The organism is Kitasatospora sp. cg17-2 (assembly GCF_054031055.1).
Map to the genome: position 1 here is coordinate 56,782 of NZ_JBSSXW010000002.1, position 24,297 is coordinate 81,078.

The 24,297-nt window shown below is 72.8% G+C and carries 21 protein-coding genes and 3 pseudogenes; 9 read left to right on the forward strand and 15 right to left on the reverse strand.

Going from position 1 to position 24,297, the window contains the following annotated elements:
- The first annotated feature begins 13 nt into the window (after positions 1-13).
- The gene (locus ACW14Y_RS40975; protein ID WP_380308467.1) at positions 14-328 is read left to right on the forward strand and encodes a hypothetical protein; all 315 of its coding nucleotides are present in this window, start codon (positions 14-16) and stop codon (positions 326-328) included.
- Positions 325-2,028, forward strand: coding sequence for a type I-E CRISPR-associated protein Cse1/CasA (gene casA, locus ACW14Y_RS40980; protein WP_456988522.1), 1,704 nt, complete (start codon positions 325-327; stop codon positions 2,026-2,028). Before ACW14Y_RS40975 ends, casA begins: the two co-directional genes overlap by 4 nt.
- Positions 2,029-2,375: 347 nt before the next feature.
- Here the strand turns inward: casA and ACW14Y_RS40985 are convergent, their stop codons facing one another.
- Positions 2,376-3,287: a hypothetical protein gene (locus ACW14Y_RS40985; RefSeq protein ID WP_456988524.1), complete on the reverse strand. Its 912-nt coding sequence runs from the start codon at positions 3,285-3,287 to the stop codon at positions 2,376-2,378.
- Between the two features lie 639 nt (positions 3,288-3,926).
- On the opposite strand from ACW14Y_RS40985, the gene ACW14Y_RS40990 reads away from it, so the two are divergent.
- Positions 3,927-4,607 carry a hypothetical protein gene (locus tag ACW14Y_RS40990; RefSeq protein WP_456988526.1) on the forward strand — a complete coding sequence of 227 codons (681 nt, stop codon included), beginning with the start codon at positions 3,927-3,929 and terminating at the stop codon, positions 4,605-4,607.
- 113 nt (positions 4,608-4,720) lie between these two features.
- A pseudogene (locus ACW14Y_RS40995) lies at positions 4,721-5,630 on the forward strand (transposase); the annotation flags it as partial.
- A gap of 129 nt (positions 5,631-5,759) precedes the next feature.
- Here the strand turns inward: ACW14Y_RS40995 and ACW14Y_RS41000 are convergent.
- From ACW14Y_RS41000 to ACW14Y_RS41035, 8 genes are all read right to left on the reverse strand, one after another.
- Complete coding sequence (locus ACW14Y_RS41000; protein WP_456988528.1) at positions 5,760-6,770, reverse strand: hypothetical protein; 1,011 nt, start codon at positions 6,768-6,770, stop codon at positions 5,760-5,762.
- Positions 6,767-7,597, reverse strand: coding sequence for a hypothetical protein (locus ACW14Y_RS41005; RefSeq protein ID WP_456988530.1), 831 nt, complete (start codon positions 7,595-7,597; stop codon positions 6,767-6,769). The genes ACW14Y_RS41000 and ACW14Y_RS41005 overlap by 4 nt, the downstream gene beginning before the upstream one ends.
- Positions 7,594-8,370, reverse strand: a complete 777-nt coding sequence (locus ACW14Y_RS41010; protein WP_456988532.1) for a hypothetical protein — start codon at positions 8,368-8,370, stop codon at positions 7,594-7,596. Before ACW14Y_RS41010 ends, ACW14Y_RS41005 begins: the two co-directional genes overlap by 4 nt.
- A gap of 40 nt (positions 8,371-8,410) precedes the next feature.
- On the reverse strand, positions 8,411-8,815 hold the full coding sequence (locus tag ACW14Y_RS41015) for a hypothetical protein (RefSeq protein WP_456988534.1): 405 nt from the start codon (positions 8,813-8,815) through the stop codon (positions 8,411-8,413).
- A gap of 1,369 nt (positions 8,816-10,184) precedes the next feature.
- The gene (locus tag ACW14Y_RS41020; RefSeq protein ID WP_380308485.1) at positions 10,185-10,607 is read right to left on the reverse strand and encodes a hypothetical protein; all 423 of its coding nucleotides are present in this window, start codon (positions 10,605-10,607) and stop codon (positions 10,185-10,187) included.
- Positions 10,608-11,425: 818 nt separating this feature from the next.
- A complete protein-coding gene (locus tag ACW14Y_RS41025) occupies positions 11,426-11,587 on the reverse strand; it encodes a hypothetical protein (RefSeq protein ID WP_380308487.1) in 162 nt (53 codons plus the stop codon).
- Between the two features lie 125 nt (positions 11,588-11,712).
- Positions 11,713-12,525, reverse strand: coding sequence for a hypothetical protein (locus tag ACW14Y_RS41030; RefSeq protein ID WP_380300803.1), 813 nt, complete (start codon positions 12,523-12,525; stop codon positions 11,713-11,715).
- A 5-nt stretch (positions 12,526-12,530) separates the two neighbouring features.
- Positions 12,531-12,998 (reverse strand): sigma-70 family RNA polymerase sigma factor, encoded by a 468-nt coding sequence (locus tag ACW14Y_RS41035; RefSeq protein WP_456988537.1) that lies wholly within the window; start codon positions 12,996-12,998, stop codon positions 12,531-12,533.
- A 1,304-nt stretch (positions 12,999-14,302) separates the two neighbouring features.
- Here ACW14Y_RS41035 and ACW14Y_RS41040 point away from each other — a divergent pair.
- On the forward strand, positions 14,303-14,698 hold the full coding sequence (locus tag ACW14Y_RS41040; protein WP_380300807.1) for a DUF3307 domain-containing protein: 396 nt from the start codon (positions 14,303-14,305) through the stop codon (positions 14,696-14,698).
- A gap of 254 nt (positions 14,699-14,952) precedes the next feature.
- Positions 14,953-15,723, forward strand: a complete 771-nt coding sequence (locus ACW14Y_RS41045) for a ComF family protein (RefSeq protein WP_456988539.1) — start codon at positions 14,953-14,955, stop codon at positions 15,721-15,723.
- A gap of 139 nt (positions 15,724-15,862) precedes the next feature.
- Here the strand turns inward: ACW14Y_RS41045 and ACW14Y_RS41050 are convergent, their stop codons facing one another.
- Both ACW14Y_RS41050 and ACW14Y_RS41055 read right to left on the reverse strand, forming a co-directional pair.
- Positions 15,863-16,288 carry a hypothetical protein gene (locus tag ACW14Y_RS41050; protein WP_456988541.1) on the reverse strand — a complete coding sequence of 142 codons (426 nt, stop codon included), beginning with the start codon at positions 16,286-16,288 and terminating at the stop codon, positions 15,863-15,865.
- Between the two features lie 208 nt (positions 16,289-16,496).
- Positions 16,497-17,099, reverse strand: coding sequence for a hypothetical protein (locus ACW14Y_RS41055; RefSeq protein ID WP_380300813.1), 603 nt, complete (start codon positions 17,097-17,099; stop codon positions 16,497-16,499).
- Positions 17,100-17,380: 281 nt separating this feature from the next.
- On the opposite strand from ACW14Y_RS41055, the gene ACW14Y_RS41060 reads away from it, so the two are divergent.
- Both ACW14Y_RS41060 and ACW14Y_RS41065 read left to right on the forward strand, forming a co-directional pair.
- Positions 17,381-17,941, forward strand: coding sequence for a hypothetical protein (locus ACW14Y_RS41060; protein WP_380300815.1), 561 nt, complete (start codon positions 17,381-17,383; stop codon positions 17,939-17,941).
- A 139-nt stretch (positions 17,942-18,080) separates the two neighbouring features.
- A pseudogene (locus tag ACW14Y_RS41065) lies at positions 18,081-18,392 on the forward strand (transposase); the annotation flags it as partial.
- Positions 18,393-18,457: 65 nt separating this feature from the next.
- Here the strand turns inward: ACW14Y_RS41065 and ACW14Y_RS41070 are convergent.
- The 4 genes and pseudogenes from ACW14Y_RS41070 to ACW14Y_RS41085 form a co-directional block, all read right to left on the reverse strand.
- Complete coding sequence (locus tag ACW14Y_RS41070; protein WP_456988544.1) at positions 18,458-20,173, reverse strand: hypothetical protein; 1,716 nt, start codon at positions 20,171-20,173, stop codon at positions 18,458-18,460.
- A gap of 273 nt (positions 20,174-20,446) precedes the next feature.
- Positions 20,447-21,706 (reverse strand): hypothetical protein, encoded by a 1,260-nt coding sequence (locus tag ACW14Y_RS41075; protein ID WP_456988546.1) that lies wholly within the window; start codon positions 21,704-21,706, stop codon positions 20,447-20,449.
- A gap of 304 nt (positions 21,707-22,010) precedes the next feature.
- On the reverse strand, positions 22,011-22,463 hold the full coding sequence (locus ACW14Y_RS41080) for a hypothetical protein (RefSeq protein ID WP_456988548.1): 453 nt from the start codon (positions 22,461-22,463) through the stop codon (positions 22,011-22,013).
- Positions 22,464-22,705: 242 nt separating this feature from the next.
- Positions 22,706-23,193, reverse strand: a pseudogene (locus ACW14Y_RS41085) (DUF4265 domain-containing protein).
- A 423-nt stretch (positions 23,194-23,616) separates the two neighbouring features.
- Between ACW14Y_RS41085 and ACW14Y_RS41090 the strand changes: the two are divergent.
- Complete coding sequence (locus ACW14Y_RS41090; protein ID WP_380300825.1) at positions 23,617-24,297, forward strand: hypothetical protein; 681 nt, start codon at positions 23,617-23,619, stop codon at positions 24,295-24,297.

Here is a 24,297-nt window from a genome sequence, read left to right on the forward strand (position 1 = left end):
CATGGTCCGCGACTTGCCCGACGTGACCCTCGGCGATCTGTACCGGCTGTTGGACAGCGGTGCCGACTTCCCGGTGCTCGGCCTCGATCCGGAGAGCCGGCGGCTGGAGGTGGGGCCCGGGGCCTATGTCCGGCCGGGGCACCTGATCATCAGCCGGGCCGACGTGCTGGAGTTCCTCGGCATGAGTGACGAGGACGAGAGCGGGAGGGTGGGCCGGGAGGACCTGGACGAGACGGACCGCGATCTCCTGGAGGACCTGCTGGCCGAGCTGAAGGAGACGGTGGCGGAGGTCGCCGCCGGCCTCGACGATGACGGCGACGACCGGTGACGCACTCCTACGACCTGTTGACGGAGCCGTGGATCGGCACGTGGGGCCCGGACGGCGAGTACGCCGAGGTCGGGATCCGGGAGGCGCTGGAGCGGGCCCACGAACTCTTCTTCCCGGCGGCCGTTCCCGAGGACGTGGCCGTCCTGCGGCTGCTGGTCGCGGTCTACGGGGCTGCGGCCGGGCCGGTGAGCGACGCCGAGTGGGATGCCGCCTGGGCCGCGCCCCGGCTCGACGCCGACCGCATCGCCGCCTACCTGGACCGGTGGCGGGACCGGTTCGACCTGTACAGCCCGACGCACCCGTTCCTGCAGTGCGCCGCGCTGGTCTCCACCCCCCGCGGGGCCGGTGCGCTCAACATCGTCAGCCTCACGACGGGCGGCGGCGCGTTCTTCGAACCGCGTCTGGCCCGGGGGGAGGAGGAGCATCCGGCGTGGCGGCCGGGGGCCGCCGCCCGGGCCCTGCTGCTGCGGCAGGGCTTCGACACCGCGGGCATCAAGGCGGCCGTCCCCGGTGATCCCGACGTCCGGGGCGGCAAGGTCTACGGGGCCCAGCGGGGTCCGCTGTGGCAGACCACCCACCTGGGCCTGGAGACGGACGGCCGGCTCAAGGACCAACTGTTGCTCGGCTGGACGCCCTACCGGCGTCCGGACGCGGACACCCCGGCCTGGGAGCGCCCGAGCCCGGGTCCCGGTCACCTCCGGCGCCTGCCCGAGGGCCGATTGGACTGGCTGACCTGGCCCACCCGCCGTATCCGCCTCGCGCCCGACGACGCCGGGGACGTCGTGGCCCTGGCGCTGCACGAGGGCGACCGCCTCACCGAGCCCGTCGCCTCGACCTTCGGCCTCGACCCCATGGCGGCCTGGCGGCACCGGGGCCCCAGAAAGCTCCCGCTGAACACGCTCACGAGCACGTGCGCCCTGGTCCACTCCCGCCTGAGGGGCCTGTACACCGCTCCCGGGGCGAGCGGGGCGGTGGAGCATGCGATGGCCGCTGTCCGGCGCGGGGCGATCGACCCGGAGGCCGTCCTGCGCGCGACCACCGTGCAGGCCGTCGCGTCCGACAAGTACGGCTCGGTGCTGGGCGGAATCTTCCTCGACCAGCTCCCGTTCGGCCGCGCGAGGAACCTGGTCGACGCCGAGTGGTGCCGGGGCGTCGCCGCGTACGCCCGGCGCTCCGCCCGCCTCCACGCGCAGGTGTACGAGCACATCGCGGGGGCTGCGCGCGTCGGCACGGACGTGGCCGCCGGGATGGTGGTCGTCCCCCAGCCCACCGAGGAGTGGAGCGCCCTGGTGCTCGCGGACGGTCCCGACCAGGAGACCGCCGGCGAGGAGTACCTGACGGTGTTGGCGGACGGCGTCGCCCAGGTGGTCCGGGGCTGGTCCCGCTCGCTGCGGCTGCCGCAGCGTGCCGTACTGGAGGATGCGGTGGACCGGGTCCTGCGCGAGGCGGTCGCCCCCCTCGAACCCGAGGACCTCACGCCGTCCGCGCCGGCCGATCCGCCGCCGGCCCCCAAACGGTCCGGCCGTCCCGCCGCCAGCCACGCCGCCTTCGGCGAGACGCTGACGCTCGCCGCCCTCGCCGCGCACCCGCGGTGCGTCGTCAACCTCGCGACGCTGCGGCGGCGCATCGACGGGGGCATGGACCCGGAGGAGGCCGCCACCACCGCCTCCCGCAAGCAGGCCCGGCCCGCCGACGAATAAGCGGTCGTTGACGCGGCCCTCGAGCGGGCCCGACGACCACTCGATGCTCATGCCGTGAACGACGGCGTCGAGGTTGGGGATCAGTCCGGTGGCGAAGCCGGCGCGACCGCACGGCGCGGCCGCGCACACGTCCGCTACACGGAGAGCGGTCCACCGGCGCGAGCCGACGGTCCGCCCCCGCGTCCCCTGCAGGAAGGCCCTCGGCGGACTCCGAGAAAGGCGAGGAGGGTCTCGCAGCTGTCCAGGCTGCTCTCCACCTGGAGTTGTTCGTGCGGTCTCGAGCGGCTGGGCCGGTGGACGTGCTGTCGGCAGTGGTCGGGACCGATCCGACGGGCCGGACGGTCGGTCTACCGGTGGTCGCCGGCCGGGCCCAGGTGGTGAAGTTCCAGGTAGCGCTCGGCGGCGGCCGCCAGGGCGGCCCGGCCGCGCTTCGCGGCGGCGGGCAGCGTCATGCCCGGCTTGCCGGCCCGGTAGACGAGGACGGGCGCCCGGTCGTCGGCGGGCAGGGCGGCGGGCAGCGGGTCGAGTCCGTAGCCGGGCAGCCAGTCCTCCGGCTCCTCGCCGGGAAGCAGGGCCCGCAGGTCGCCGGCCGTCCACACCTGCGGCCCGTCCTGGTCGACGCGGCGCATCAGGTCGATCGCCGCGTCCCCCGTGTCGCAGGGCAGTGCGCCCGGACGCCACCCCGCCTTCGCCGCGAGCCGCCGCAGCAGCTCGGCGGCGTCGAACGCCTGGTCAGGGCTGGCGGCGCCTGTCGTGAGAACGAGCAACCACGGCTGCACCAGAGCGAGCATCTCCTCGGTGGACAGCTCGGCCGCCGCGACGGGGGCCGGGGTGCCCGTGGCCCAGCGCTCGTGCTCGGTGGGGTCGGTGCCCGACAGCACGAGGAGCTTGGTGGAGACGGTGGAGCGCGGCATGCCGACGGCCTCGGCCAGGTCGCCGTAGGAGCCGAGCCCGTGTTCTTGGTGGACGCGCAGCAGGGCGTCGCGCAGGCCCACGATGCGGGGGATCAGTCGGGTCTGGACGACGGCGAGCAGGGCGCGAAGCTCGGCGCCGTCGCCGGCCGGGTGGTCCCCGGGGGTCTGCGGATGCAGGTGCCGCAGCAGGCGCAGGCCGTGCAGGACGGTGTGGGTGAACTCGGCGGCGTCGGTGAGCGCGGCGTCGCCGACCAGCTCGCGGTCCTCGTGGCCGACGGCGGTCGGCACCTCGGAACCGTGGCGGCCGTCGGGCCGCGGGTCGTCGTGCTCGGTGGTCTGCGGCACCGCGTCACCTCTCCTGTACGGGACTCCGTACAGACTGTACGGAGTCCCGTACAGGACGGGGGCGGCTACGCGGAACCCCGTCGTTCACGGGGCACCGCGGTCCGGGGCGGGCGGGCCGGCCTTGCACTTGGCCCGGTAGTCCGCCCGCACCGCGCGCACGGTTTGAACAGGGACTGCTCGATCTCCCGCAGGCGGGCCCGCAGGTCCGGCGGCAGGCCGTCGGCGGGGTCCTCGACGTCCTCCCTGGTCAGGAGCAGCTCGCCCGTGGTGCGCGCTCCCACCAGCCTGTTGAGGTGGCGGGTCAGCATCCGAAGGAGCCGTCCCCGGCTCATCGTCGGGCCCGAGGCGATCATCCACGACCAACGACCGGCTCTGCGCGGCACTTTCGGTGGCCTACACCCGTCATGACGACGGCCCCCGCTGGCTGATCGGCGACGATTCCGACCCGCTGATGGCCTGGTCCGTCCCGGCCCTGCTGCCACCGCTGGGTGCCGGGCGCGCGGACGAGCGGACCTTGCTGTGGCCCTCTCTGGAGGCGGCTGGACGCGGTCCGGCCCGCGCTGAGCTTGTGATTTATCCACGCGTCTTCGTCAGTGGAACAGGTGATCGTGGTGATCTTCCATGCGGAAGACTGTGTGCGTGACGCTTCCTACTCCGCTTGCCGCTGCCGAAGAGATCTACGGTCACCTCATTGATCAGCTCAACCTCGCCCTGCGCCGGCCCGGGATGTACGGGGGCGAGGTGGCTTTCCGGATCCTGATTGACCACCTGCTGTTCATCGAGCGCCAGCCTGAGGCGTGGAACCAGTTGAAGCAGGGTTGGGAGGAGCAGGGGCTCTGGACCCCCATCGGCCCCAGCGGGGCCTTCCAGGATGTCTTCCCCGCGCAGGCTGACTGCTGCGAAGTCGCTTCGCTGTACGCGGAGTTCGCACACCGGCGCGGCTGGCTCAAGCCCGATCGGGTTCTCACGGCTGAGGAGTACGAGGCCCTCACGAGCCGAGTCCGGGGGTGGGCCGCAGTTGACCGCACCTGGGCCGACGTGACGGCGGAGTTCGGCCCTCCCTCTGTGCTGTTCGGAGGGAACAATCCTCTGTACGGGAAGACGCTCGGCTACCTCTCGGAGGATCAGCAGCAGCCGGCGGTGGTCTTCCACCTGTGGAACGGCAGCGAACCGGGGGCCGAACCGTGGCCGCCCGAACATGCGCAACCATTGCTCCTCGCAGTGCGTTTCGACGGCGGCTCGTTCCGCGGATCGTTGACCTTCACCCCCGAGGGCGAGCGGAGGAGGCCGACGGTCGGGGATCCCTGCCTGCCGCAGTAGCGGTCCGACGGCGAGCACAGGTCACCCACATGGGGATTTCCAGGACAGCGGACCCGCCCCCGCATGATTCTGGACCTCCAGGAGGTACAGGACTCGACGCGAAGGCCGTGCTGGTGAGCGTGGTGGAACAGGGTGTGCTGGGCGATCCGCTGGCGGAACTGTCACGCGTCCGGGGGTCCTCTACGACTGCCTGACCGGGCGGCGTGATGCGCTGTTCGGGCTGACCGACGCGGTGCTGTGCGCCGATGGCCCGGTGAAGACCCTGGTGGACCTGGCGCTGGCTCCCGAGCACCGGCGCGGGCACGGCGCCCTGTACGGCGCACTGAACCGGGGCCGTCTCGACGTCGACCGGCTGCGGGCCGAGCTGGCCGGCCTGCCGCTGCCCCGCGCCGCGGACGGCCGCCTGGTGCTCGCCGTCGACGTCTCCCCGTGGCTGCGGCCGGACGCCGGAACCTGCCCGGACCGCTCGTTCTGCCACACCTACGGTCGCGGCGACGCCAAGCACCAGATGATCCCCGGCTGGCCGTACTCGTTCGTGGTCGCGCTGGAGGCCGGCCGGACCTCGTGGACCGCCGTCCTGGACGCGGTTCGCCTGGCGCCCGGGGCCGATCTGGCCGCCGTCACCACCGCCCAGCTCCGCGACGTGGCGGTCCGGTTGATCACAGCTGGGCAGTGGAAGGCCGGTGATCCGGAGGTCCTGGTGGTGACGGACGCCGGCTACGACGCCCCGCGTATCGCCCACCTCCTCGCGGGTCTGCCGGTGCAGGTCCTCGGCCGACTCCGCTCGGACCGGGTGATGCGCCGCTGGCGCCCAGCCGCGCGGAGTTCGCGGCGGCGAACCCGGCCCGTGGCCGGCCGCCCAAGCACGGTGGCGAGTTCGTCTTCGGCGACCCCGCCACCTGGGGCAAGGAGCAGGCGGTCACCACCACCGCGACCCGCCGCTACGGCACCGCCGTCGCTCGGGCCCGGGACCGGCTCCAGCCGAGGCTGACCCGCCGCGCGGCCTGGCTGGAGCACGACGGGCCGGCCGGTGAGGTCGGCTGCCGTCCCGACGGTGGTGGCGCTCGAAGTGTGCCGGTCCCCACTGCACCGCCCGGTCGGCGACCGGCCGTGGAGTGACCGGTGGACGATCCCGGCGACGTTGATTCCGGTTCAGGCCAGCAGGTCGGATTGGAGGGTCACCACCTGTTGGAACGCGGCGGCCGGTACGCCTGTCGGGTTGGTCATGGTGATGACGCCCACGATGTCGCCGGCGGCGAGGTGGGCGAGTCGGGCGGGCGGCGGGGTGCTGGTGTCGGCGGTGCGGGTCGCGCGGGTGGCGAGGGTGATGCCGTAGACCTCGTCCCAGCCCTGTGGCGCGAGTTTTCCGAGGCCCGCGATGCCCTTCGGGTCGTCGCCGTCGCGCAAGGCAGTGAACACGGACCAGGCTTCGTGGGAGGAGCCGAAGGAGAGCAGCCGGATCTGGGTCCGGGTGCCGTCGGAGGCCGTCCATTCGCGGACCGTGGCGGCCTGGCAGGCGTACTGGGTCAGCGCGGCACGCAGTTTGGCCGGGTCCTTCTGTTCGGCGGCCAGGTCGTTGCAGTCGACCCAGACGGCGCCGGTCGCAGCGGCAGCGGGTGCGGGTGAACCAGGGATGGTGGTGGAGGCCGTGGGGCCGGTGCTCGCTGCGGCGGGGCCGCTCCCGGGCGCGGTGGGCGGTGGGAACGCCGCAGGGGTGAGCGGACCTCCCGCCTCCGCCGGGACAGGGAGGAGCAGGTGCCTAAGGTCCGCGGCGTGGCGGCTCTTGTTCTCCTTCGGGGCTGCTTTGCCCGAGGGCAACGGCGGAAGAGCGAGTGGCGGGAAGGTGTAGCGCCCGTCGCTCTCGGTGGCCAGCCCGGGCAGGTCGGTGCGCTCGGACGCGGTCACGGCGAGCGTGCTGCCCGTGCCGGCCAGCACGCAGATCACGGCGGCCGCGCACCAGCGGACCGCGGCCTTTCGCCGCCGGGTGCGGCGGGCGGCGCGTTCGTCGTCCGTCGGCGGTGGGCCCGGGGCGAAGCCCGACGGCGGCGGGGTGTCCGAGGGGTCCGCGACGGCCGGCGCCGGGCCGTCGGGCAGCGGAGCACCCTTCGCCGCTGCTGCGGGCGGCGCGGCGTCCGGCACGGCGGGACTGTCGCGGTCGGTCATGCGGAGGCTCCCGGGCGGGCGAGGCGGTCTAGCTGCTGGGCGAGGAGGCCGACGATCCGGTCCTTGGCCAGTGGCGCCACGCCTTCGGCGTCCATCACCACCAGGAGGTCCCCCTCGGCGGCGGAACAGGTCATCCGGTCGATCGGCGCGGACGGTTTCGCGGGCGGCAGGTAGCAGTGCGCCTCGGGATGGCCCGGCACGGCCGGGCCGAGGCGGAAGATCCCGGAGTCGCCGGTGAACAGCGCCGTGAACTCGTTGGCCTTCTGCACTTCCTGCTGGTTGAACTGGTGCAGCTTCATGCCGATCACAAGGCCGCCCTGCTTGTTCGTGTAGGTGCGCACCCCAGTGGCCTTGACGTGCAGATCCTTCCAGGACTGCCGCAGCTTCTTCCGCTGCTCCTCGGGGAGCGGCCCGAGGTCGTCCTCGAACGCGGCGGCCATCTGGTCGCCGGTCAGTTCGGTGTCGTTGCCGAACGCGCCGTCGTCCGGCCCGGGCTCGTGGTCGTCCGGTACCGGCAGCAACAGGTCGCGCAGGGAGCCGAAGTGATTGCCGTTGGATTTCGCGCCGAACGGTACGGAGCGGGATGTCGGCACGGTCGGCGGCGGGGCGGCCGCGACAGGTGGGGGATCGTCGTAGCGGACCTCGATGATGGCCGCGCCGACGGCGACACCGACCAGGGCTGCCGCGAGCGTCGCGCCGCCGGCACGCAGCATCCGGCGGGAAGCCGTGGCAGTACCGGGCGGTGCGTCCGCGGGGGCGGGTACCGGCGCGGTGGCCCGGGTTCGGGATTCCGGCTCCGGGGTTCCGGTGACGGTGCTGTCGGTCATGTCAGACGCTCCCACTGCTGCCTGGCGAGGTTCTTGACGACCTCGGCGTCCACCGGCTTCGTCCCGAAGACCCTGACCTCCATCAGCACCGTGCCGCGCTGTGCGACGGCCAGGCCCAGGTAGTACTGGTCGGTGGTCTCGGCCCAGTAGGCGGGGGTGTTCTCGATCCGGAACCCGCCGTTGGCCTCGGGGGCGAAGGGTTCGTACTCGCCCTTGTTCCATCTGGCGTTGTCGGCCTTGCTGGCGAAGTCGGCCTTGAACTGGGTCAGGGTGACCTGGATGTCCAGGCCGCCCTGGCGCCAGGCGACCGCTGCGGCGCGGCGGAAGCCCTGCTGGTTGAGCGCTCTGAAGATGTCGGCGGCCCCCTTGCTGCGGTCGGCGAGTTCGCCCACCGTGATCCAGCTGGGCGTCTCGGGCTGGTCGTCCCACGGCTTGCTGCCGCTGGGTGCGGTGACCAGCAGCTTGCGCAGGTCGCCCTCGATGGCGAGGGGCGACGGCGCGGCCGCCGCGGCGGCGGTCGGATCCACCACCTCGGACGGGTACGTCGGCAGCGCGACCTGGAGCCGTGGAAGCGGCGTCGGGGGGCGCCCGGACTGAATCGCGTAGCCGACGCCGCTGCCGGCCACGGTGCCGAGCACCAGGCCGCACACCAGCAGCAGTACCGGTCGCGGACGGCGTGGCCCGCGAGGGGCGGCAGGTGCGACCGCGGGGCCGGCGGCAGGCGGTACGGCCGGCGGCCGGGCGGGCGACGGCGCCACGGGTTCGGTAGTCACGCGAGGGCTCCAGAAGGGGGAGGGATGACAGGGGCGGGGCTCAACGACCGGAGATCAGCCAGTCGCGCTGACGCTTCATCACGTCGTTCAGCAGCGCCTTGTCCGGGTCGCCCTTCATGTCCACGTCGATGATGTACTGCACGTCGCCCTGGCTGGAGATGCCGCTCGTGGAGCCGGTGTAGGCCTGCTGCTTCGGCTTGCGGACGTAGCCGTGGGCGGCCGGGTCGCCGACGATCTCCACCGAGGGGAGGTCCATGGTGTAGCTCCTGGCGAACTCGCCGGCCCGCGCGGCGGTGGTGAAGCGCAGCAGGGTGACGGTGACCTCGGCCTTGCCGTCCTTGGTGCGGTAGGTCCGGGTGGCGGCGTCCTTGTAGCCGAAGGCGCGCAGGGCGGTCATGATCTCCGCCCCGCCGCTGATCTGTTCGGCCATGTCCTCGTCGGTCACCGGTATGCCGTCGGCCGGGCCGTAGGATTCGCCGCCCTCTGGGATCGGGAGGAGGAAGAAGCGCAGGTCGCCGTCGTGGCGGCCGTTGCTGACCGTACCCCGGACAGTGCTGGCCGGCGCGGGGACGCTCGCGGTGGGGGCAGGTTCAGCAGGGGGCACGGTGGCCGTGGTGGTGGTCGGGACTGCCGGCGCGGCGGCCGGGGCGGGCCGCGGGTCCGGCCTGCCGACGGCCACCGTGACAAAGGCGCTGGTCGCCGCGACGGCGAGAAGTCCCAGAGCGGCCAGGCCCACCCCCGCAGCACGCGGCAGGCTCCGTGCGACGGCCGGTGCCGTTGTCGGTAGGTGATCGGGAACGGCGGCGCCCTCGAGCGTGGCGGACAGGGAAGCCGGTGGATCCTGCGCCGGATCGGCGAGGGGCTGCCCGTGATCGTGCGCAGACAAGGGAGGTCTCCCAGGGTGGGTCGGGCAGTGTGCGCACGGGAAGCTCGAGGGCACCGTCGGTGGCTCGCGAGCCACCCGCCCCCTCGTGCGTCTGGCGGGAATTATGAATGCGACCGGGCGCCGGTGCCAAAAGATCGAAAACCCTACTTCCTCTCAAAGGTCGATCAAAGGGACGCGCCGTAATCGAACCGAAATGGTCCCTCGCGTACAAGGAACGGCTCCGGCACCTCGCACCCGAACCGAGCGCCGGAACCAGGCCGCCACCGAGCCGACCGCCTGCGGGCAGTGCGCCATCGGGGTCCAGCCCGGAGGTGAGGACAGCCCCGCGCAGCGGGCAGTCGGCGAGGTCGAAGTCGGTCAGCAGCACCACGAGCCCCCGGCCGCGCCTCGCACGCCGCATGTTCAGGGCGGTGTGTCCCGTCTTCAGACGGGGCGAGACGGGTGGACGTCGACTGCCTCCGCGACTCGCAGGAGGTGAGTGTGGGCGTCCATCCGGTCGCAGCCCAGTACCAGCCGGTGAAGTTGCGCTGCCCCTTGAATGACGAGAAACCGCGTACCGGCGACCCATCCTCGAACCGGACCGGCCACATCACCTCAAGCGGCCCGCGGCACACCTTCCCGCGCGCATCGACGTACTCCAGGCAGAAGTCCTCCGCCTCCACCAGCCACCCCCTGCTCGGCGCTGACCTGGCAGAACGACCGTCGAGGACAGGCTAGAGATCCAGGTCAGGAAGACTGAGACAGATCAGAACTTGGCCGAGGTTGACTGAGACGCGTGGCCACTTGGTGCAGATCGACTGAGACTGGTTCAGCTCCACTGAGACGGAACAGCGGATCCGTCCGGCGAGGTGCGGGCCGCTCTTCTTCAGCCGGTCGGCGATCCGCTCGAGTCGGTGGGGGCATCGCCTCGGTGGTCGGGGGCCCGGTTCTAGCGGACGTGGCTGATGAAGAGGCGGGATCCGTCGTGGTAGTCGATGGTCGCGCCGTAACCGACGGCCGGCGGGACGGGTCGGGTGGAGTAGAGGTCGACGGAGACGATCTCGCCCGGGTCCGCCGCGAGCAGCCGGGCGACGAGGGCGCGTTCAACGGTCGCGGGGTCGTCGGTGAGGGCCGGGACCTCCATCGCGGGCGGCTTCTCGCCCAGGACGGGAGCCGGATCGTCCCCGCCGGTCAGGTTCTCGCCCGGGGCGCTCGTGACGGCGATCTGCCAGCCTGATGTACGGCCGGCGGCCTCGACGGTGATCCCGAAGGGGTGCCTGGTGTGGCCGGCCTCCGCGAACGTCCTCGCCGAGGCACCGGGAAGTGCGGCCGCGGCGTCGAGGAGCAGGAGCTGGACGCGGGCAGGGCGCATGTGGTCCGTCCTTCGGTGGGGTCGGCGTCACGCTACCGGCCGCGGCGCCGGGCGCTCCCGAAGCGGCCGGGCAGCTGGCGTGTGATCACCCCGTCAGCGTATCGAACAATTGTGCTACGGCCGATTCTGCCCGTCCTCCGCCCGGTACGCCCGACAGCACCGCGCGGGTGATCGCACGTGCGGTGGGACGACGACGCGACCACGCCGGAGGGCCGCCCTGGGGCTGACGCGCTCACGGTGCTGTCCGGGCTCGCGCGCCGAGGCGGAGGACAAGCAGAGATCCTGGCTGCTCCACGACCCGGCCGCAGTACGGATCCTGCCCCGGTCGACGACCCGGACACGCCCGGCGGACCGGTGTCGCCCGGCGATCGCTGCCACCCGGAGTCGGGGGGGCTGCCGGATGAGCATCGCCGCCGCCCCGGACACGACCGTGGCGGGGCCGACCCTGTCCGTGCCCGACATGGTGGAGGAGGTGCGGCCGGATGCTGTGCGGCGTCACCACGAGGATCGGCACGCACGCCGTGCTCAAGGTGCTGGCGGCGGTCACCGAGTACGCGCACGTGATCGCGTGCGCCGAACATCGGTGCCGACGGTTCGGTAGGCCGGCCCTGCCGCCCGCTCGGGGGTTCGGACAGCGGGGCCGACCGCCTTCAGCGTGCGGGTGAACGGGCCCGCCCGCATCCGCGGCTGCGCCAGTGGATGCGGGCGGGTCCGGCCGCTCACCGTCTGCGGCGGCGCCGGGCGCGGCGGGGGAGACGCCGCCGTTGTGGGCGGGAAGCCGAGCTCGGTGGCGCGCGGCCGGCGCGCGGTGCCACGCCTCACGCCCGGAAGAAGCCGCTGAGCTTCTCCCAGAGCGTGAACCCGAGGTTCCCCAGGCCGACGACCAGACTGGCGATCGTCACCACCGCGTCGATGGACTTCCGCCTCCGTTCGGTGCCACCACCGTCTGCTGCCGCCGGGGAGTGGTCGTTCGTATCCATGTGTGCCTCTGCTCTCCGGCGCGTCCGGACGGCCCGGACCGTCCCCGATCGGTACAGGTACAGGTACAGGTACCTGTACCGATCGGGGTGGTGCGGCGCCCGGTGACCGGGCGCCGCCGGGCCCGCTACGGGCACACCAGGTCGTGGAGTTGCTCGGCGAGGTCGTCGGTGGGCAGGCTGATCGGCCCGTACTCGGCGTCGCGGACGATGGCGAGGTCCTCGAGCGCCTCGCGCAGCACGACCTCGGGCTGCCCCTGGACGCCTCCGGCGGCCAGCAGGTACTCACCGACCCAGGGCAGGCAGGCCAGGTAGTAGTCCGGCACGGGGGGAAGGGCCGGGGGCACGGCCCGCCGGTCCGCCGGGAGCGCCTCCAGGCGGGCGGACTGGTGGAACCAGTGCTCGGCCGCCTTCAGCTCGCCCAGGCGGGCGTGGTGGAGGTAGAGGCAGAAGCAGGCGGTGGCGTCCTCGGCGCCGCCGGCGAACTGCCACCAGAACTGGGCCTCCTGGTAGCGGCCGGCGAGGTGGAGCAGGCAGGCGAAGACGAGGGCCCCGCGCGGTTCGACGGTGTGGTCGTTGACCAGCCGGTGCAGCGAGGCCGCCGCGTCCCCCTCGGCGATGATCATGGTGGCGATGGTGCGCAGATCCCGCTCGGCATGGTCGTGGAAGGTCAGGCCCTCCAGGTCCGTCGGCAGGACGGTCCTGTCGCGGCCCGGGCCGGACCCGGGTGTGTCGGTTCGTGCGGGCGGGCAGGCGGTCGGCTTCGGTGCGGGGGCGGTGCACCCGCCCCGGCCGCCGTCCTGCTCCTCGCAGGCGGCGCCGGCCCGGCGGGCGGCGAGCTTCTCCGCGATGCGTCGGCGGCCGTCGGCCAGGTCGTAGGCGGGGGCAGGGGCTACGGCGCGCATGCCGCCCCCGGCCAGCAGGTGGTCGAGCGGGTTCACGTGGATCACTCCTCGTCGTCGGGCGAACGGCCGGGCTCGACGGTCCGGCGCGGCGCGAGGCGGGCTTGCAGTCGGGTTCGGGCCTGGGAGACCAGGGAGCGGACGGTGACGTCCTCGATGCCCATCACGTCGGCGATCTGGGCGGGTTCGTAGCAGGCCAGGAACCTCAGGACGACGACGTCGTGCTGACGTCCGGGCAGGTCCTGGATCGCGCGGGCCACGCTGATGCCGACACCGAGGTCGTCCACCATGGAGCCGTCGACGAGTTCGAGGACCCGCTTTCCCCGCTCGATCAGCGCGTAGGCGAAGGCGGCCTCCTCGATGAGCGCGAGGTGCTCGTCGCGGCGGGCGCACTCCGCCTCCACGACCCGGCGCAGCAGGGCCCAGGCGTAGGCGGCGGGGCTGGGTTGGGCCAGGACGCGGTTCCAGCGTTCGGCGAGGGCGACGAAGACGTCGTCGACCAGTTCCCGCACGATGCTCTCGTCCGGGAGGTGGGCGAAGGCGTAGTCGGTGTAGCGCTGGGCGTGGAGGTCGTGGAACGCGGCGAAGGTTATGGGCAGCTCGGCCGGGTTCGGGGCGCGGGTTCCGGCGGCGTCGGCCGCGTCGGCCGGCTGGGTGTCGCTCATCACGCCCCCCGCGTCGGGTCGGGGGCCGCGCCGCGCGGTGCGCTGCGACGGCGGCGGGGTCGCGCCGGAGCGGGGGCGGGTCCCGCTCCGGAGGCGGTACCCGAACCCGTGGTTCGGTGACGGTCGGGCTGTCCGACGGGAACGCCGGTCAGCGGCCCGACAGGATCGGGGGTCGTCACGTGCTGGTCCTTCACTTCTCGATGGCTGCCCGCTCCGTGACGGTGTGTGGTCTGGCGAACCCGGAGCGCGTCTGGGACCAGCATTTCGGTCGACGGTTTGAAACGTTCACGACGGCCGGGTAAAGAATTACGGATCACCGTGTTCCGATTCGGGGAACAGCCGGTCGCCCCTTGACCACCGGCACCGGACCGACCGGAGAACCATCCGTTCCCGGAGCGGTTCAGGAGTTGACGCCCCCGGCATCGGGCCGCCTCGGCGATCTTCAGATCCCGACGCAGAAGCCGCACCCGCACCCGGACCCGCCTGTACAGGCGGCGGGCTGCGCCGAACCGGGCCACGGTGGCCGGCGAGGCGTTGGCGGCGATGGCGCATGGTCGTGGCCGGTACCACTGGCGTCGGCGGTGCAGGACTGCCCGGTCCCCCCCCTGGCGGTGGTCGCGGGGCCGGGTGCCCGGACGGGGGAGAAGTCGACGGCGACGACCCCCAGGTCCCGGCCCCGAGGCAGGAGGCCGGGTCGGTGGACGCGATTCGGAGTGGTGTCGGCCAAGGACGACCCGGGCGGCCGGCACGGGCGGTGCGGCCGGGCCCGCGCTCGCCCGGCTCTCGGCCAAAGCTCCGCCGATCGGAGATTCCCGGCCAGGCCGCGAGGTCGGCAGCGGATCTCCTTCGCCCGGGTCGCCCTCGGGCGCCCCTTGTCAGGCGCACGAATACCACACGGGGCATCTTCACCACAGGCGCATTGGCTGCACGAGGCGGTCCGGTTCCTTGCCAGCCTGGTTGTCCGTCAACGATTCTTCATGGAGCCGCAGTTGAACCAGAGATGGGCACCCGTGTCCTTGACCTCGTACGCCGGCCGCGTTGCCCGCGCACCCCGACCCGGGCCCGGGGGTGTGTCCGCGTCCTGGGGGGGCCGGCAGGGCCCGGCCCGCAGGTGCTGCGCGCCGCTCGTCGGGGACCGGGAAGGCCGCCTGATGCCGTTCTTCGAGGGCCTCCTCGCGCACCTGGCCGGCGATTTCCTCATCCAGTCGCACTGGATGGCGACGGAGAAGGTCAGGCGGTGGTGGCCGGCGGCCGTGCACGGCGTGACCTACGGGCTGCCGTTCGTGCTGATCACCCGGTCACCGGCCGCGCTGGCGGTGATCGTGGTGACGCACATCGTCCTGGACCGGTACCGGGCCGCGAAGTACCTGGTCTGGGCCCGGAACCGGCTGGCACCGGCCGCCCACCGGGTCGCGTGGGCCGATGTCCAGAAGAACCAGGGTTCGCCGGTGACCGTCCCGGCCGGACTGGCGAACGCGCTGGTCATCGTGGCCGACAACACCGTGCACCTGGCGATCAACACCGCCGCCCTGGCGTGGTGGAGCTGACGATGACGGTCCCGGTCACCCGTTCGCGGTCTGCCACGGTCGCGCCCTGATCGGCTGGTCGGGGCGCGGCGCCCACCCGGGGCCGGCCCGGGAGGTCGACGGGGTCCACGGCGGGACTTCCCCGGTCGAGGCCCGGCCCGAGCGGCCGCAGCTGGAGCGACGTCCTCGCCCGGCGCCCCGGCGCCCCGGCGCCCCGGCGCCCCGGCGCGCACCGTGCTTCGTGTGCCGGCGCCACGCTGCCGCCGGCTGCCGAGGTGCACTGCCCAGTCTGCAGCCGGACCCTGTCCGCTTCCGGTGCTCCCTGCGGCAACCGGATCTGCGGCTGGCCGCTGGAGGAGCGTCACTTCAACCGGGTGGAGGCGGTGGCGATGTACGACGGCGCGACGAGGCAGGCCCTGACTCGGCCGAGGTACGACTCCGGACTGGGCCGGGCGATGAGCTACGGTCGGCTGACCGTCGGGTGGCTGGGCACCCGTGCCGCCGAGGCCGAGGACATCGATGTGATCATCGGCAACCCGACCCCGCCCGACCGCCGCCCGCACCACGGCGGGGCGATCGTGCGGACGGCCGGCGACGCCGACCGCACCGGCCGGTGGCCGATCGCGGACCCGGACGAGCCGGAGCCGGTCAAGACCGCCCCGACTGCGGCATCGGCGGCCACCTGCGCGTTGTGGCAGACCGAGCGGGACGCCGCCCAGGCCCACGCCAAGGAGCTTGAGGTCCGCTCCCCCGTCACCGGTCCCACTGTGATGCTGGTCGACATGTTCGCCACGGGTGCCCGGACGACGACGGTGGCCCGGCTGCTGCGACGGCGCGGCGCCCGTGAAGTCCGCGGGCCGGTGCTGGCCGCGCACCGCGGCGTGGAGCGGCCAGCTCCTCAAGCGGCCGGGGTGTCGGTCCTGGTGCGGTCCGGCCGGGACGCCGGAGGCGGGGGGATGTCCGGTGTCCCGGCCGGAGGCGGGCAGCCTGGAGGAGAAGCCCGTCCCTGCTCGCGGCCCGCTGCTGCGGTGGTGGGGCCGCCGTGACCGAAATCGTAGACCTGGACGGGCACAGCCCGGAAGGGCCGTGACCCGCTCTACGCCCGTCGCGGCCATGCCACGGACGGTGCTTGCCGAGCGTGGTGGAGACGGAGGGACACCTTGGGGCCTGCTCTCGCCCCAGCGGTCACTGCGGCCGGTCGCCGATCGGGCCGTCGTGCGGGTCACGGGGCTGCGCGGGCAGGATTCCGCTGACCGCCGCGCGCAGCGGCTCGACGGCCCGGACGGTGAGGTCGTGCCAGTCGGTGGCGGGGAGCCAGTACTTGCCGGCGAGGTGGCTGCCCCAGTGCAGCAGACCGGGCCAGGTACGGATGCGCTCGACCGCGATCGTGCAGGGAAAACGTGGCGGCCGGCCGCAGCTGTGGTGGCGGGTGTTCCACGGCACTGCCCGGGTACCGGGTGTGCTGGCGAAGACGGCGAGCGGGTCCGTACCGATCTTGGCGCGCCAGCGCCGCAGTGCACGGTCGGCGGCCGCGGTGTCGACCTCCAGGACGCCCCCGCCATCGGGGATAGGTGTCAGGCAGCGGTCGCAGATCGCGGTCAGGTCGCCCACCCGGAGTTGTTCCATGTCCTCCGCCTCCGCTCAACGGCCACGACTGATGGTAGTGCGCCGCTTTGCTGAGGACTTGCTGCCGTGCTGCGCGTACATGGCTCTCGTCTGCCCCGGCCGTCGGCCGCGGTGAACTGTCGCCCGCCCGCCCTCCCGCCCTCCCCGCGGACCGGTCCGGCACGACGACGTTGTTGACCGGGGTGTGCTCAAGTCAGTGGGACCAGTAGGGGTCCTCGGTGTCCGGTCGCAGGGGCGAGAGCGGCCGGGCGTGCTCCGCTGCGTACGCGACGTCGGTGCCGTTGACGGACATGGTGAGGGTGACCGTCCCGTCCGGTTGTGGCGAGAGCGCGACCCACACGCCGATCCCCTCCGACATCTCGGCGCTGAGGTACTCCGGTTCCTCGGCCGGGTTGCTCGGGGTCCAGACCGGTGGCTCCTGCCGGTAGCCGCGCTGCTGCCACGCGGCCTGGATGCGGTCCTTGAGCTCCTGCCGGTGGGACGCACCGATCCGGGTACGGACGGTGAACCGCCGGTCGAAGACGGCCAGCCTGCTCGGCGTGCCGTCCGAGCGCTTCTCGTACCGGTCGACGGTGCAGCCCCGGTCGCTCAGTACCAGGCCGAGGCTCCCCAGCGTGTCCTGGACGGTCCGCTCGCTGAGCTCATGGAACTGCTGCGGCGTGTGGCGGACCACCTCCGGCGCGGGCTTGGAGTAGTAGTCCTCGGACCCGAGGGACCACCACGCACCGATCAGCAGCACGACCATCACCCCGACCGCGAGAGCGACACCCGCCACCGCGACCAGAGCCGCTTGCACCCACACCTTGCCGGACAACCCGACCCCCAAACTGCGCCTCGTGCCGCCACCGTACGCGTCTGACCCAGTAGGTCTCCTGAGCATCCGTACTCAGATCGGCGCCGCAGGGGGCACGGCCCTCGTCGGCGCGAAGGCCGCGGCGAGGCCTCCGCAGTCCGGTGCCGAAGGGCTAAGCTTGTTCTTTAACCTTGGCGGGCCGCCAGGGTGCGGCTTAGGTTGAGCCGGACGCTGTTCAGATATTCGATCGTCGACCGAAGGGGCGGGTTGGCAGACTGCTCGTCATGAGCAACTCGTACGCGCAGGCAGTGCTGAGGACGACCGATGTCGCCGAGGCACTGCGAGTTGTTGGGCAACTGCTTGATCTCGCTGACACCGGGGAACTCGAAGTCGACTTCGAAGCACGGGCCTCCACGGCCGACGAGCTGAAGCGGTTGACCGGAGAGATGCCGGATGCTGACTGGTGGTCCTATGGAACCGACCGACACGGCTCCTCACGTGAGGGCGACTCTCCGTCAGAGTGCCTTCCGATCTTTATGAGCCGATGGTGCATGGCCTCGGAAGCCGTGGAGGCGTTCTTGGCCGCAGCACGGAACGTCCCGGCCATGGTGCGCTGGGACTTCAGCGGCTGGCCGGAGGCTCCCGAGGTCGGCCTCGGCTACGGGGGCACCAGAGGTGCGTACGTGACACTGTGTGTGAACGCCCGCGACCTCTACCTTGAGGAGCCCTCGGCGGACCACACGGTGTACGTCCACGTCAAGCAGGTCGAAGCCCGACGTGCCACCTGGCTGGCAGCGCAAGTCGGCCTGAAGGTCATCGGCGAGTTGCAGATGGCACCCCTCTGAGCCCTCTGAGCCGGGTCGCTCTACGACGGGGGCGTGGCCTGCTGGTGATGAAGTTCCGACGTTCGCCGGACAACGGAACGGCCCTGGCGTGATCATGTGCGTTGCGAAGCACCTATGATCACTGACCAAGGCCGTGTGGATGACTCTGCTGGACGATGCCGACCGGGTCGAGTCCCTGTCCGTGTTGTCCCGCTTCCGGACGGGCTTCTACGACTGCCTGACCGCCCGGGCGGATGTCCTGTTCGAGCTCACCGACGCGCTGCTGTGCGCCGACGGACCGGTGAAGTCGCTGGTCGACCTCACGCTGACCGCCGAGCATCGGCGCGGCCACGGCGCGCTCTACGACGGGCTCAATTGCGGCCGGATCGGGGCGGACCGGCTGCGTGCCGAACTGGCCGGGCTACCCCTGCCTCGGACGGACGACGGCCGGATCGTGCTGGCGGTGGACGTCAGGCAGGGCCACCCCCGCCTGCTCCAGCCTCTGCCGGTCGGGCGCCTTGGCGCCGTACCGCGCGTTCACGGCCGGGCCGCCGTCGCGGCAGCGGCGGTCATGGCCAGGTGGTCGTGCTCGGCCCGCAGGGTCGCGAGCGCCGTCCACCGCGAACTCCAGCCCGCCGGCGGCTGCGGCTCGGTCACCTCGGTCCCGTCCCAGACCGGCCCGGGGACGTGGAGCGCGAGCAGTTCGCTGCGCAGCGCGCGTTCGTCGTCCTGGAGGATCCTGACCCCGCCGGTCCACGGGTTGCCGTCCGCGCCGACGGCGGTGACCAGGTCGTGCTGCTGCAGGTGGTCGATGCGGATCGCCCACCACTTGCTGTTCTGGTGATGCGGACGATCCCTGCGGCGGGCGAGGTCGACCGCCGAGAGCACTCCGGCGCTGCGGACGTCGTCCAGGAGCCGGCGGTGGACCTCGGTCAGTCGGGGTAGCTGCCGGTGCTTGGACTTGCGCTCGCCGCGGGGGAGGGGGACGCGAGCGGCGGCCCGCAAACGGGCGTGGAACCCGGCGAGGCACGCTTCCTCGTGGCGCCCGAGCCACCAGTCCTCCCGGTCCGGTCGGTCCGCCAGCCCCAGCAGGCCCGGGCAGATCGTACAGAGCCGAAGTGTCACCGGCACCGCCTGCTGCCGCCCACGGTCCGGCCACCACTGGCCCCGCGTGGCCCGGTTGTTGCCGCACAGTGCACAACCGGCCAGGTGGTAGGGCTCGGCGGCCAGGGCGTCGAGGGTCTGGCGGACCGCTCTGAACAGGGACAGATAGTCGAGGAACCCGGATGTCCCGTTGCGGCCCAGTGGCAGACAGGAGTCGCACAGCGCGATCGGGGAGCGGCCGATGGACTCGCCCGGGGCAGCCACCCGGGTACTGGGGAGCTGCTGGCGGCACCAGGAGCAACCCGTGGCCGGTACGGGGTCGGTGGGAGGCTCGTAGGCCGCGCTGGGTGCGGCTTCGACGGTCAGGTCCCGGAGCTCCTCGAACAGCACCGGGCCCTCGACCCCGTCGGGGTGCGCGAAGAGGCGCACGGACTTGCTGCGGCCGGCCAGGGCGAGGCGGGTTCGCCAGTGCCCGTAGCCGAACATGTCCAGGACCCGGTCGGTCGAGCCACTGTCGAGCGCGTCGTCGTGCATCCGCTGCTGCGCCTTGGCCTGCTCGCGCGGGTCGTCGAGCCTGGGCACGAGGAGGACGGCCAGGTCGATGTGAAGAAACTTCTCCCGGGAGGGGTCCGCGTAGTGCCCGACCGCGCGAATCGACTTCACCCACCAGAGGTGTTCGTCCGGGTTCTCGTTGATCGCGGCGGCGGCCTTGAGCACCTTGGCGACCAGCGCGTCGGCGGCGGCCCGGCTGGAGGGCCTGCGCCCGGAGGCGAAGGCGAGCACCCGACCGGTCGGTGTCAGCTTCCAGGCCCGGGAGTCGCGCCCGTCACCGGAGCCCGGTCCGCTCAGCAGCCCGAGTCGGACCAGCGCCGCGAGGAAGTCCAGCGCGGCCGGCTCGTCCGCGTCGAGGACCCGTACGGCATCGTCCGGCTGGATCCCCCAGGGATCGGCACGCCGCAGCAGGTCACGGGATGTACGCAGCGGCCGACCGAGAAACCCGGAGCCCAGGTCGACCGCAAGGGCACCCTCGCGGGCACCGAGCCCACCGAGGGCCATCAGCCCCGGATGGTCCTCATGGTCACTGCGGCCCAGCAACTCCTTGATGAGCGCATCCTCGTCGGCGGAGATGGTCGGACGGTCTTCTCGCACGGACAAGCCTCTCAATGACACGGGGTGCTCCTGACCAGGCTAGCGACTTGGAGCCCTCCCGGTCCCGACTGCCCCTGGCCTCACCCCGGAACGAAGGACCGCGCAGCACACCGCGGGGCCGTCGTCGTCAAGTGGTCCCGGCGACATCGGGCTCCTGGGCCCGGGCGGCGTCCAGCCAGTGACGGTGGGTTCCGAACATCTCGGCCACCGCGGCCAGTTCGGCGGCACCGGGGCGGGAGCGGCGTAGCGGCTCGCAAGCAGGGTGGCGGCTTGTCAGTATCCGTCTACGGTGTAGACGGTGGTCTCCTTCCGCAACGGCAGGTCCGGGCGAATCCGGGTGCGCGGGACAAACCGGCTCTCGTAGGTGAACGTCTCGCCCTCCACACCGGCCTTGTAGACCGGGCCGACCAGCTTCCCCTCCTCCGTGCGTACGCCGACGCGGACGCGGTAGCGCCAGTGCGCGCGACGCCAGGTGCCGTGGGCCAGGCGCCTCCCGGGCCCGCAGGCCGCGGACCTGCCGTCGGCCGACTGGTCCGGAGGCGGGGTCAGCCGCAGCACGTGCACGCCCTGGTAGGCGCCCGTGGCTGCCTCCGGGGTGCGCACCGCGCGGCGAACCGCCCGCTGGGAGAACCGCCCCGCGGGCGGCGGCCCGGTCGGGCCGGTCGGCGGCGTCCAGCACCCGAACGCGAGCTGCGCGGCGTAGGAGTACAGGACCCGACCGGCCGGGTGGGTGCCGAACGCCGCCGGCTGCAGGAACCGGTGCCGGACCCCGGCCCCGTCCACGCTCGTCAGCCACAGCCAGCCCATCCGTGTGTCCAGGTGCAGCCCGGGCCCTGGCTGCGCGCGCAGCAGCGCCCCGATCACCGCCGGGCGGCGGCCCGCGTCGATCCGGCCGTGCTCCAGCAGCTCGGCCAGGGCCCGGTCGTCGGCGGCCGCGGCGTGCAGCGGGACCGCGTCGTGCATCACCAGCGCCCATGCGGCCGGCAGCCGCAGGCTGGCCTTCATCGCGGGTTCCGGCTCGGCGCAGGTGACCACGTCCAGCGCGGCCGGGCCCGGGATGTGGTGCACCACGGCCCGGTAGGCGGCCAGCGCGACAACCGCCCGGTTGAAGCGGATCATCGCCTGCGAAGCGTCCAGCGCGCGGTAGTCGACGTCCTCCAGCAGGTCCGTGGCCAGCAGGGCGCTGCGCAGCGGCGCGATGTCCTGGCCCTGCAGGCCGGTCAGATCCGCCGGCAGTACGCGGGCGGTGCGACGGGCGAACGCGGCCTCGAACTCCCACGGTCGCCGGACCCGGTCCTGACGGCAGGCCAGGGCGACCATGTCCACGACCCGGTCGTCCGCGCCGGCCAGCGCCAGCACCCGCTGCTCCCGTACGACGGGGGTGTCCCAGGTGATGCCGTGGCTGGCGGTGAGCGCGGCGGCCGCGCCGCACTCGCCGACCAGCGAGATCCATGCGTCGTTCACCAGTTGCTCGTGTTCAGTTCCCGGGCCGAGGAACTTCGCCCAGTGCGAGTCCGGGTCCAACCCGGTCACCCGCAGACCCCCTCGGTCGGCGGCGGCCCGCACCGGGAATGTTCGACTCAGCAGATCGTCCACGCTCACCTCCGGTCCAACGACACGGCCCGTAGGTGGTGGCGGGCACCGGGCTCGCAGAACGGGGGTCCTGCGGGCCAGCGGCCGACCGTCGCCGACGGGACCGGGTGCGTGCGCAGCGGGAGCCGACCCCACCGGGGCCGCCGGCCGGTCACCGGTGTACCGCTCGCCGGACGTGACGGTGGCTCGGCGAGGTTCGGCCGCTGGCCGGCTGCGAGCCGGGTTGGGGTGACTGGGTGGGCGGTCAGGTCCGGTCGGCACGGAACAGGGGGTCCAGCGGGTCGCCCTCCTGTCCGAGGACCAGGCAGGTCGTCGCGACCGGCCCCCGGGAGAGCTCCCAGAGCCGGGCGAGGACCGCTGCCTCGGACGGCAGCGCGGCCGGATCGAGGCCCAGGGCCCGGGCCGCGCGGTCGCGCCGCTCGTCGAACTCGGGCAGGTCCTCCCGGTACTCGTCGGCGATGGCGCGGAGCTGCTCGTCCGTCCGTCGGCGAGCGTTCCGCCACCACGGTGCGACAAGGCACAGCTGCACCAGGTCGGGCAGTCCGAGTGCGATCGGTCCGGCCTCGCCGTCGAGGCTCACGTACACCACGGGGCGTTCCTCCCCGCCCTCGCCGACGAAGCAGAAGGCGTCCCCCGAGCCCGCCCGCGCGAACTGCTCCAGCCGGCCCCCGGAGGCCAGACGGACCCCGTCCTCCAATCCGTGGTCGGACGGGCTTGTCGCATCGAGGTCCGCCACCCCGGCGAAGAACGCGACGACCTCCTCGTCGTCGGCCAGTCGGGGCAGCAGCGCTTCGGGACAAGCCGGGGCACCGGGTGTCGCAGTCGAGCTGTTCATCCCGAGACCGTAGCCGGGCCCCGGCAGCGGCCACCACCTGGGGCAGGGCGGCATATCAGGGCGCGGTTCCGGTCCCGGTGTCCCGTGACCGTGAGGACGTGGAGTCAGGCGCTCCGCCACTCGTCGGTCCCGCAGCCAACCTCGTAGTGCCACCAGCCCTCGTCCTGTCCTTGATCCAGCAGTGCCTTGATCCCGGCGAAGTCCGCCCCGGCCGGCACGTTGAAGGCGACCATGGGGAAGTCCTCGCTCATGACTTCACCGCCGAGGTCGAAGACAGCCAGGCGTTGATGCACCGCCTGAGGGCTGCGTCCCAGCGGCCCGGAGGGGACAGGCACGACGCGAACCGTGCAGTTGCCAGCCGAACTGACCCGCCCGACAGCCCAGTGCAGCCCGTCCGAGTCGGTCCGGAACCTAACAACGTCCCCTCGGCCACACCGTCCAGGAGGAACGGCACGTTCTCAATCGCGGCCGTGTCAGCGCTGAGCCTTGTCGCCCACAGGCCCTCGATGTCCTGAGGGAACCAGCCCTCGCGGGGGACGAACCGGAACCAGACCTTGATCTTTTCGACGGCGCTCTCCATGGCGCCAATCATGGGCTGACCGGCGGCGGCACCTTGCATCGGGTCCGAGCCGAGTGATCGGGCTCCTAGGGACCGGACCAGCACCGACCTTCGCCTAGACGGGTCTCCGAGCCTGCGGCCACAGGCGCCGCTGGCACATAGAACCCTGCACCCCTGGGACCGAGGCCCCTCGGCTGGTCAACCATCGCTGACACAACCACGGAGCGGTCAACCTTCACTGGCACGAAACCGTGTCGGTCAACCTTCAGTGGCAATCGGCCAGGGTCCGCTGTCACAGGACATCAAGATCACTTGCGACAGGCCACGTGCCGGGACAACCAGCCTTCTCGTCACAGCTGTGACCTGTGGTAATCCCTCCAGTTCGAACGCGTGACCGATTTCTGGCAATCGGAATTCCAGCTTCCCTTTTTCGTTCAGATGTTCGATTCTGGAGCTGTGGAGACATCCCTCGCCGCACTGGCGCCCCAGTTGCAGCTGTCCCGTCCGGGGCCGCTGGTGCCGGTGCTGCCCGCGCTCGGAGGACTTCTTCCGGAGGGCGGGCTGCGCCCGGGCGCGGTGGTGTCGGTGAGCGGCGGTGGAACCGCGCTGCTGCTGGCGCTGGCCGCCGCCGCGACGATGTCCGGCACCTGGTGCGCGGCGCTCGGGTTCGAGGGGCTGGGCCTGTTGGCCGCGGCCGAGCTGGGGGTGGACCTGGCACGCCTGGTGGTGGTCGAGGCGCCGGGGGAGCGCTGGGCGCCAGCGGCCCTGGCACTGGCGGACGGTGTCGGGGTGCTGCTGCTGCGCCCGGCCGGTGCGGTGGACGCCCGGGTGGCGGAGCGGCTGGTGACGGTGGCACGGCGCGCCGGCTGCGCGCTGGTGGTGGACGGGCCGTGGCCGGGCGCGCGGGTGCGGCTGCGGGTGGTGTCCCGTTCCTGGGAAGGTGTGGGCCAGGGACGCGGGCGGTTGCGGGCCCGGCGGGTCGAGGTGCAGGCGGGCGGGCGTGGAGCCGCGGCGCGCGAGCACCGCCTCGCCCTGTGGCTGCCGGACACGCACGGCGCCGTCCGCGTCGTCGGCCCGGCCGACCGCGAGCACGCACCCGCCACGTCGGCGGGCCGGACTCCGCTGGCGGTGGTCTGA

What these genes read in the sequence shown, in the direction of transcription:
- ACW14Y_RS41020 (WP_380308485.1), bottom strand. Translation starts at nt 10,607, where the DNA reads ATGCGCCCTGCCCGCGTCCAGCTCCTGCTCCTCGACGCCGCGGCCGCA.
- ACW14Y_RS41040 (WP_380300807.1), top strand. Translation starts at nt 14,303, where the DNA reads ATGCCGTTCTTCGAGGGCCTCCTCGCGCACCTGGCCGGCGATTTCCTC.
- ACW14Y_RS41000 (WP_456988528.1), bottom strand. Translation starts at nt 6,770, where the DNA reads ATGACCGACCGCGACAGTCCCGCCGTGCCGGACGCCGCGCCGCCCGCA.
- ACW14Y_RS41025 (WP_380308487.1), bottom strand. Translation starts at nt 11,587, where the DNA reads ATGGATACGAACGACCACTCCCCGGCGGCAGCAGACGGTGGTGGCACC.
- ACW14Y_RS41060 (WP_380300815.1), top strand. Translation starts at nt 17,381, where the DNA reads ATGAGCAACTCGTACGCGCAGGCAGTGCTGAGGACGACCGATGTCGCC.
- ACW14Y_RS41005 (WP_456988530.1), bottom strand. Translation starts at nt 7,597, where the DNA reads ATGACCGACAGCACCGTCACCGGAACCCCGGAGCCGGAATCCCGAACC.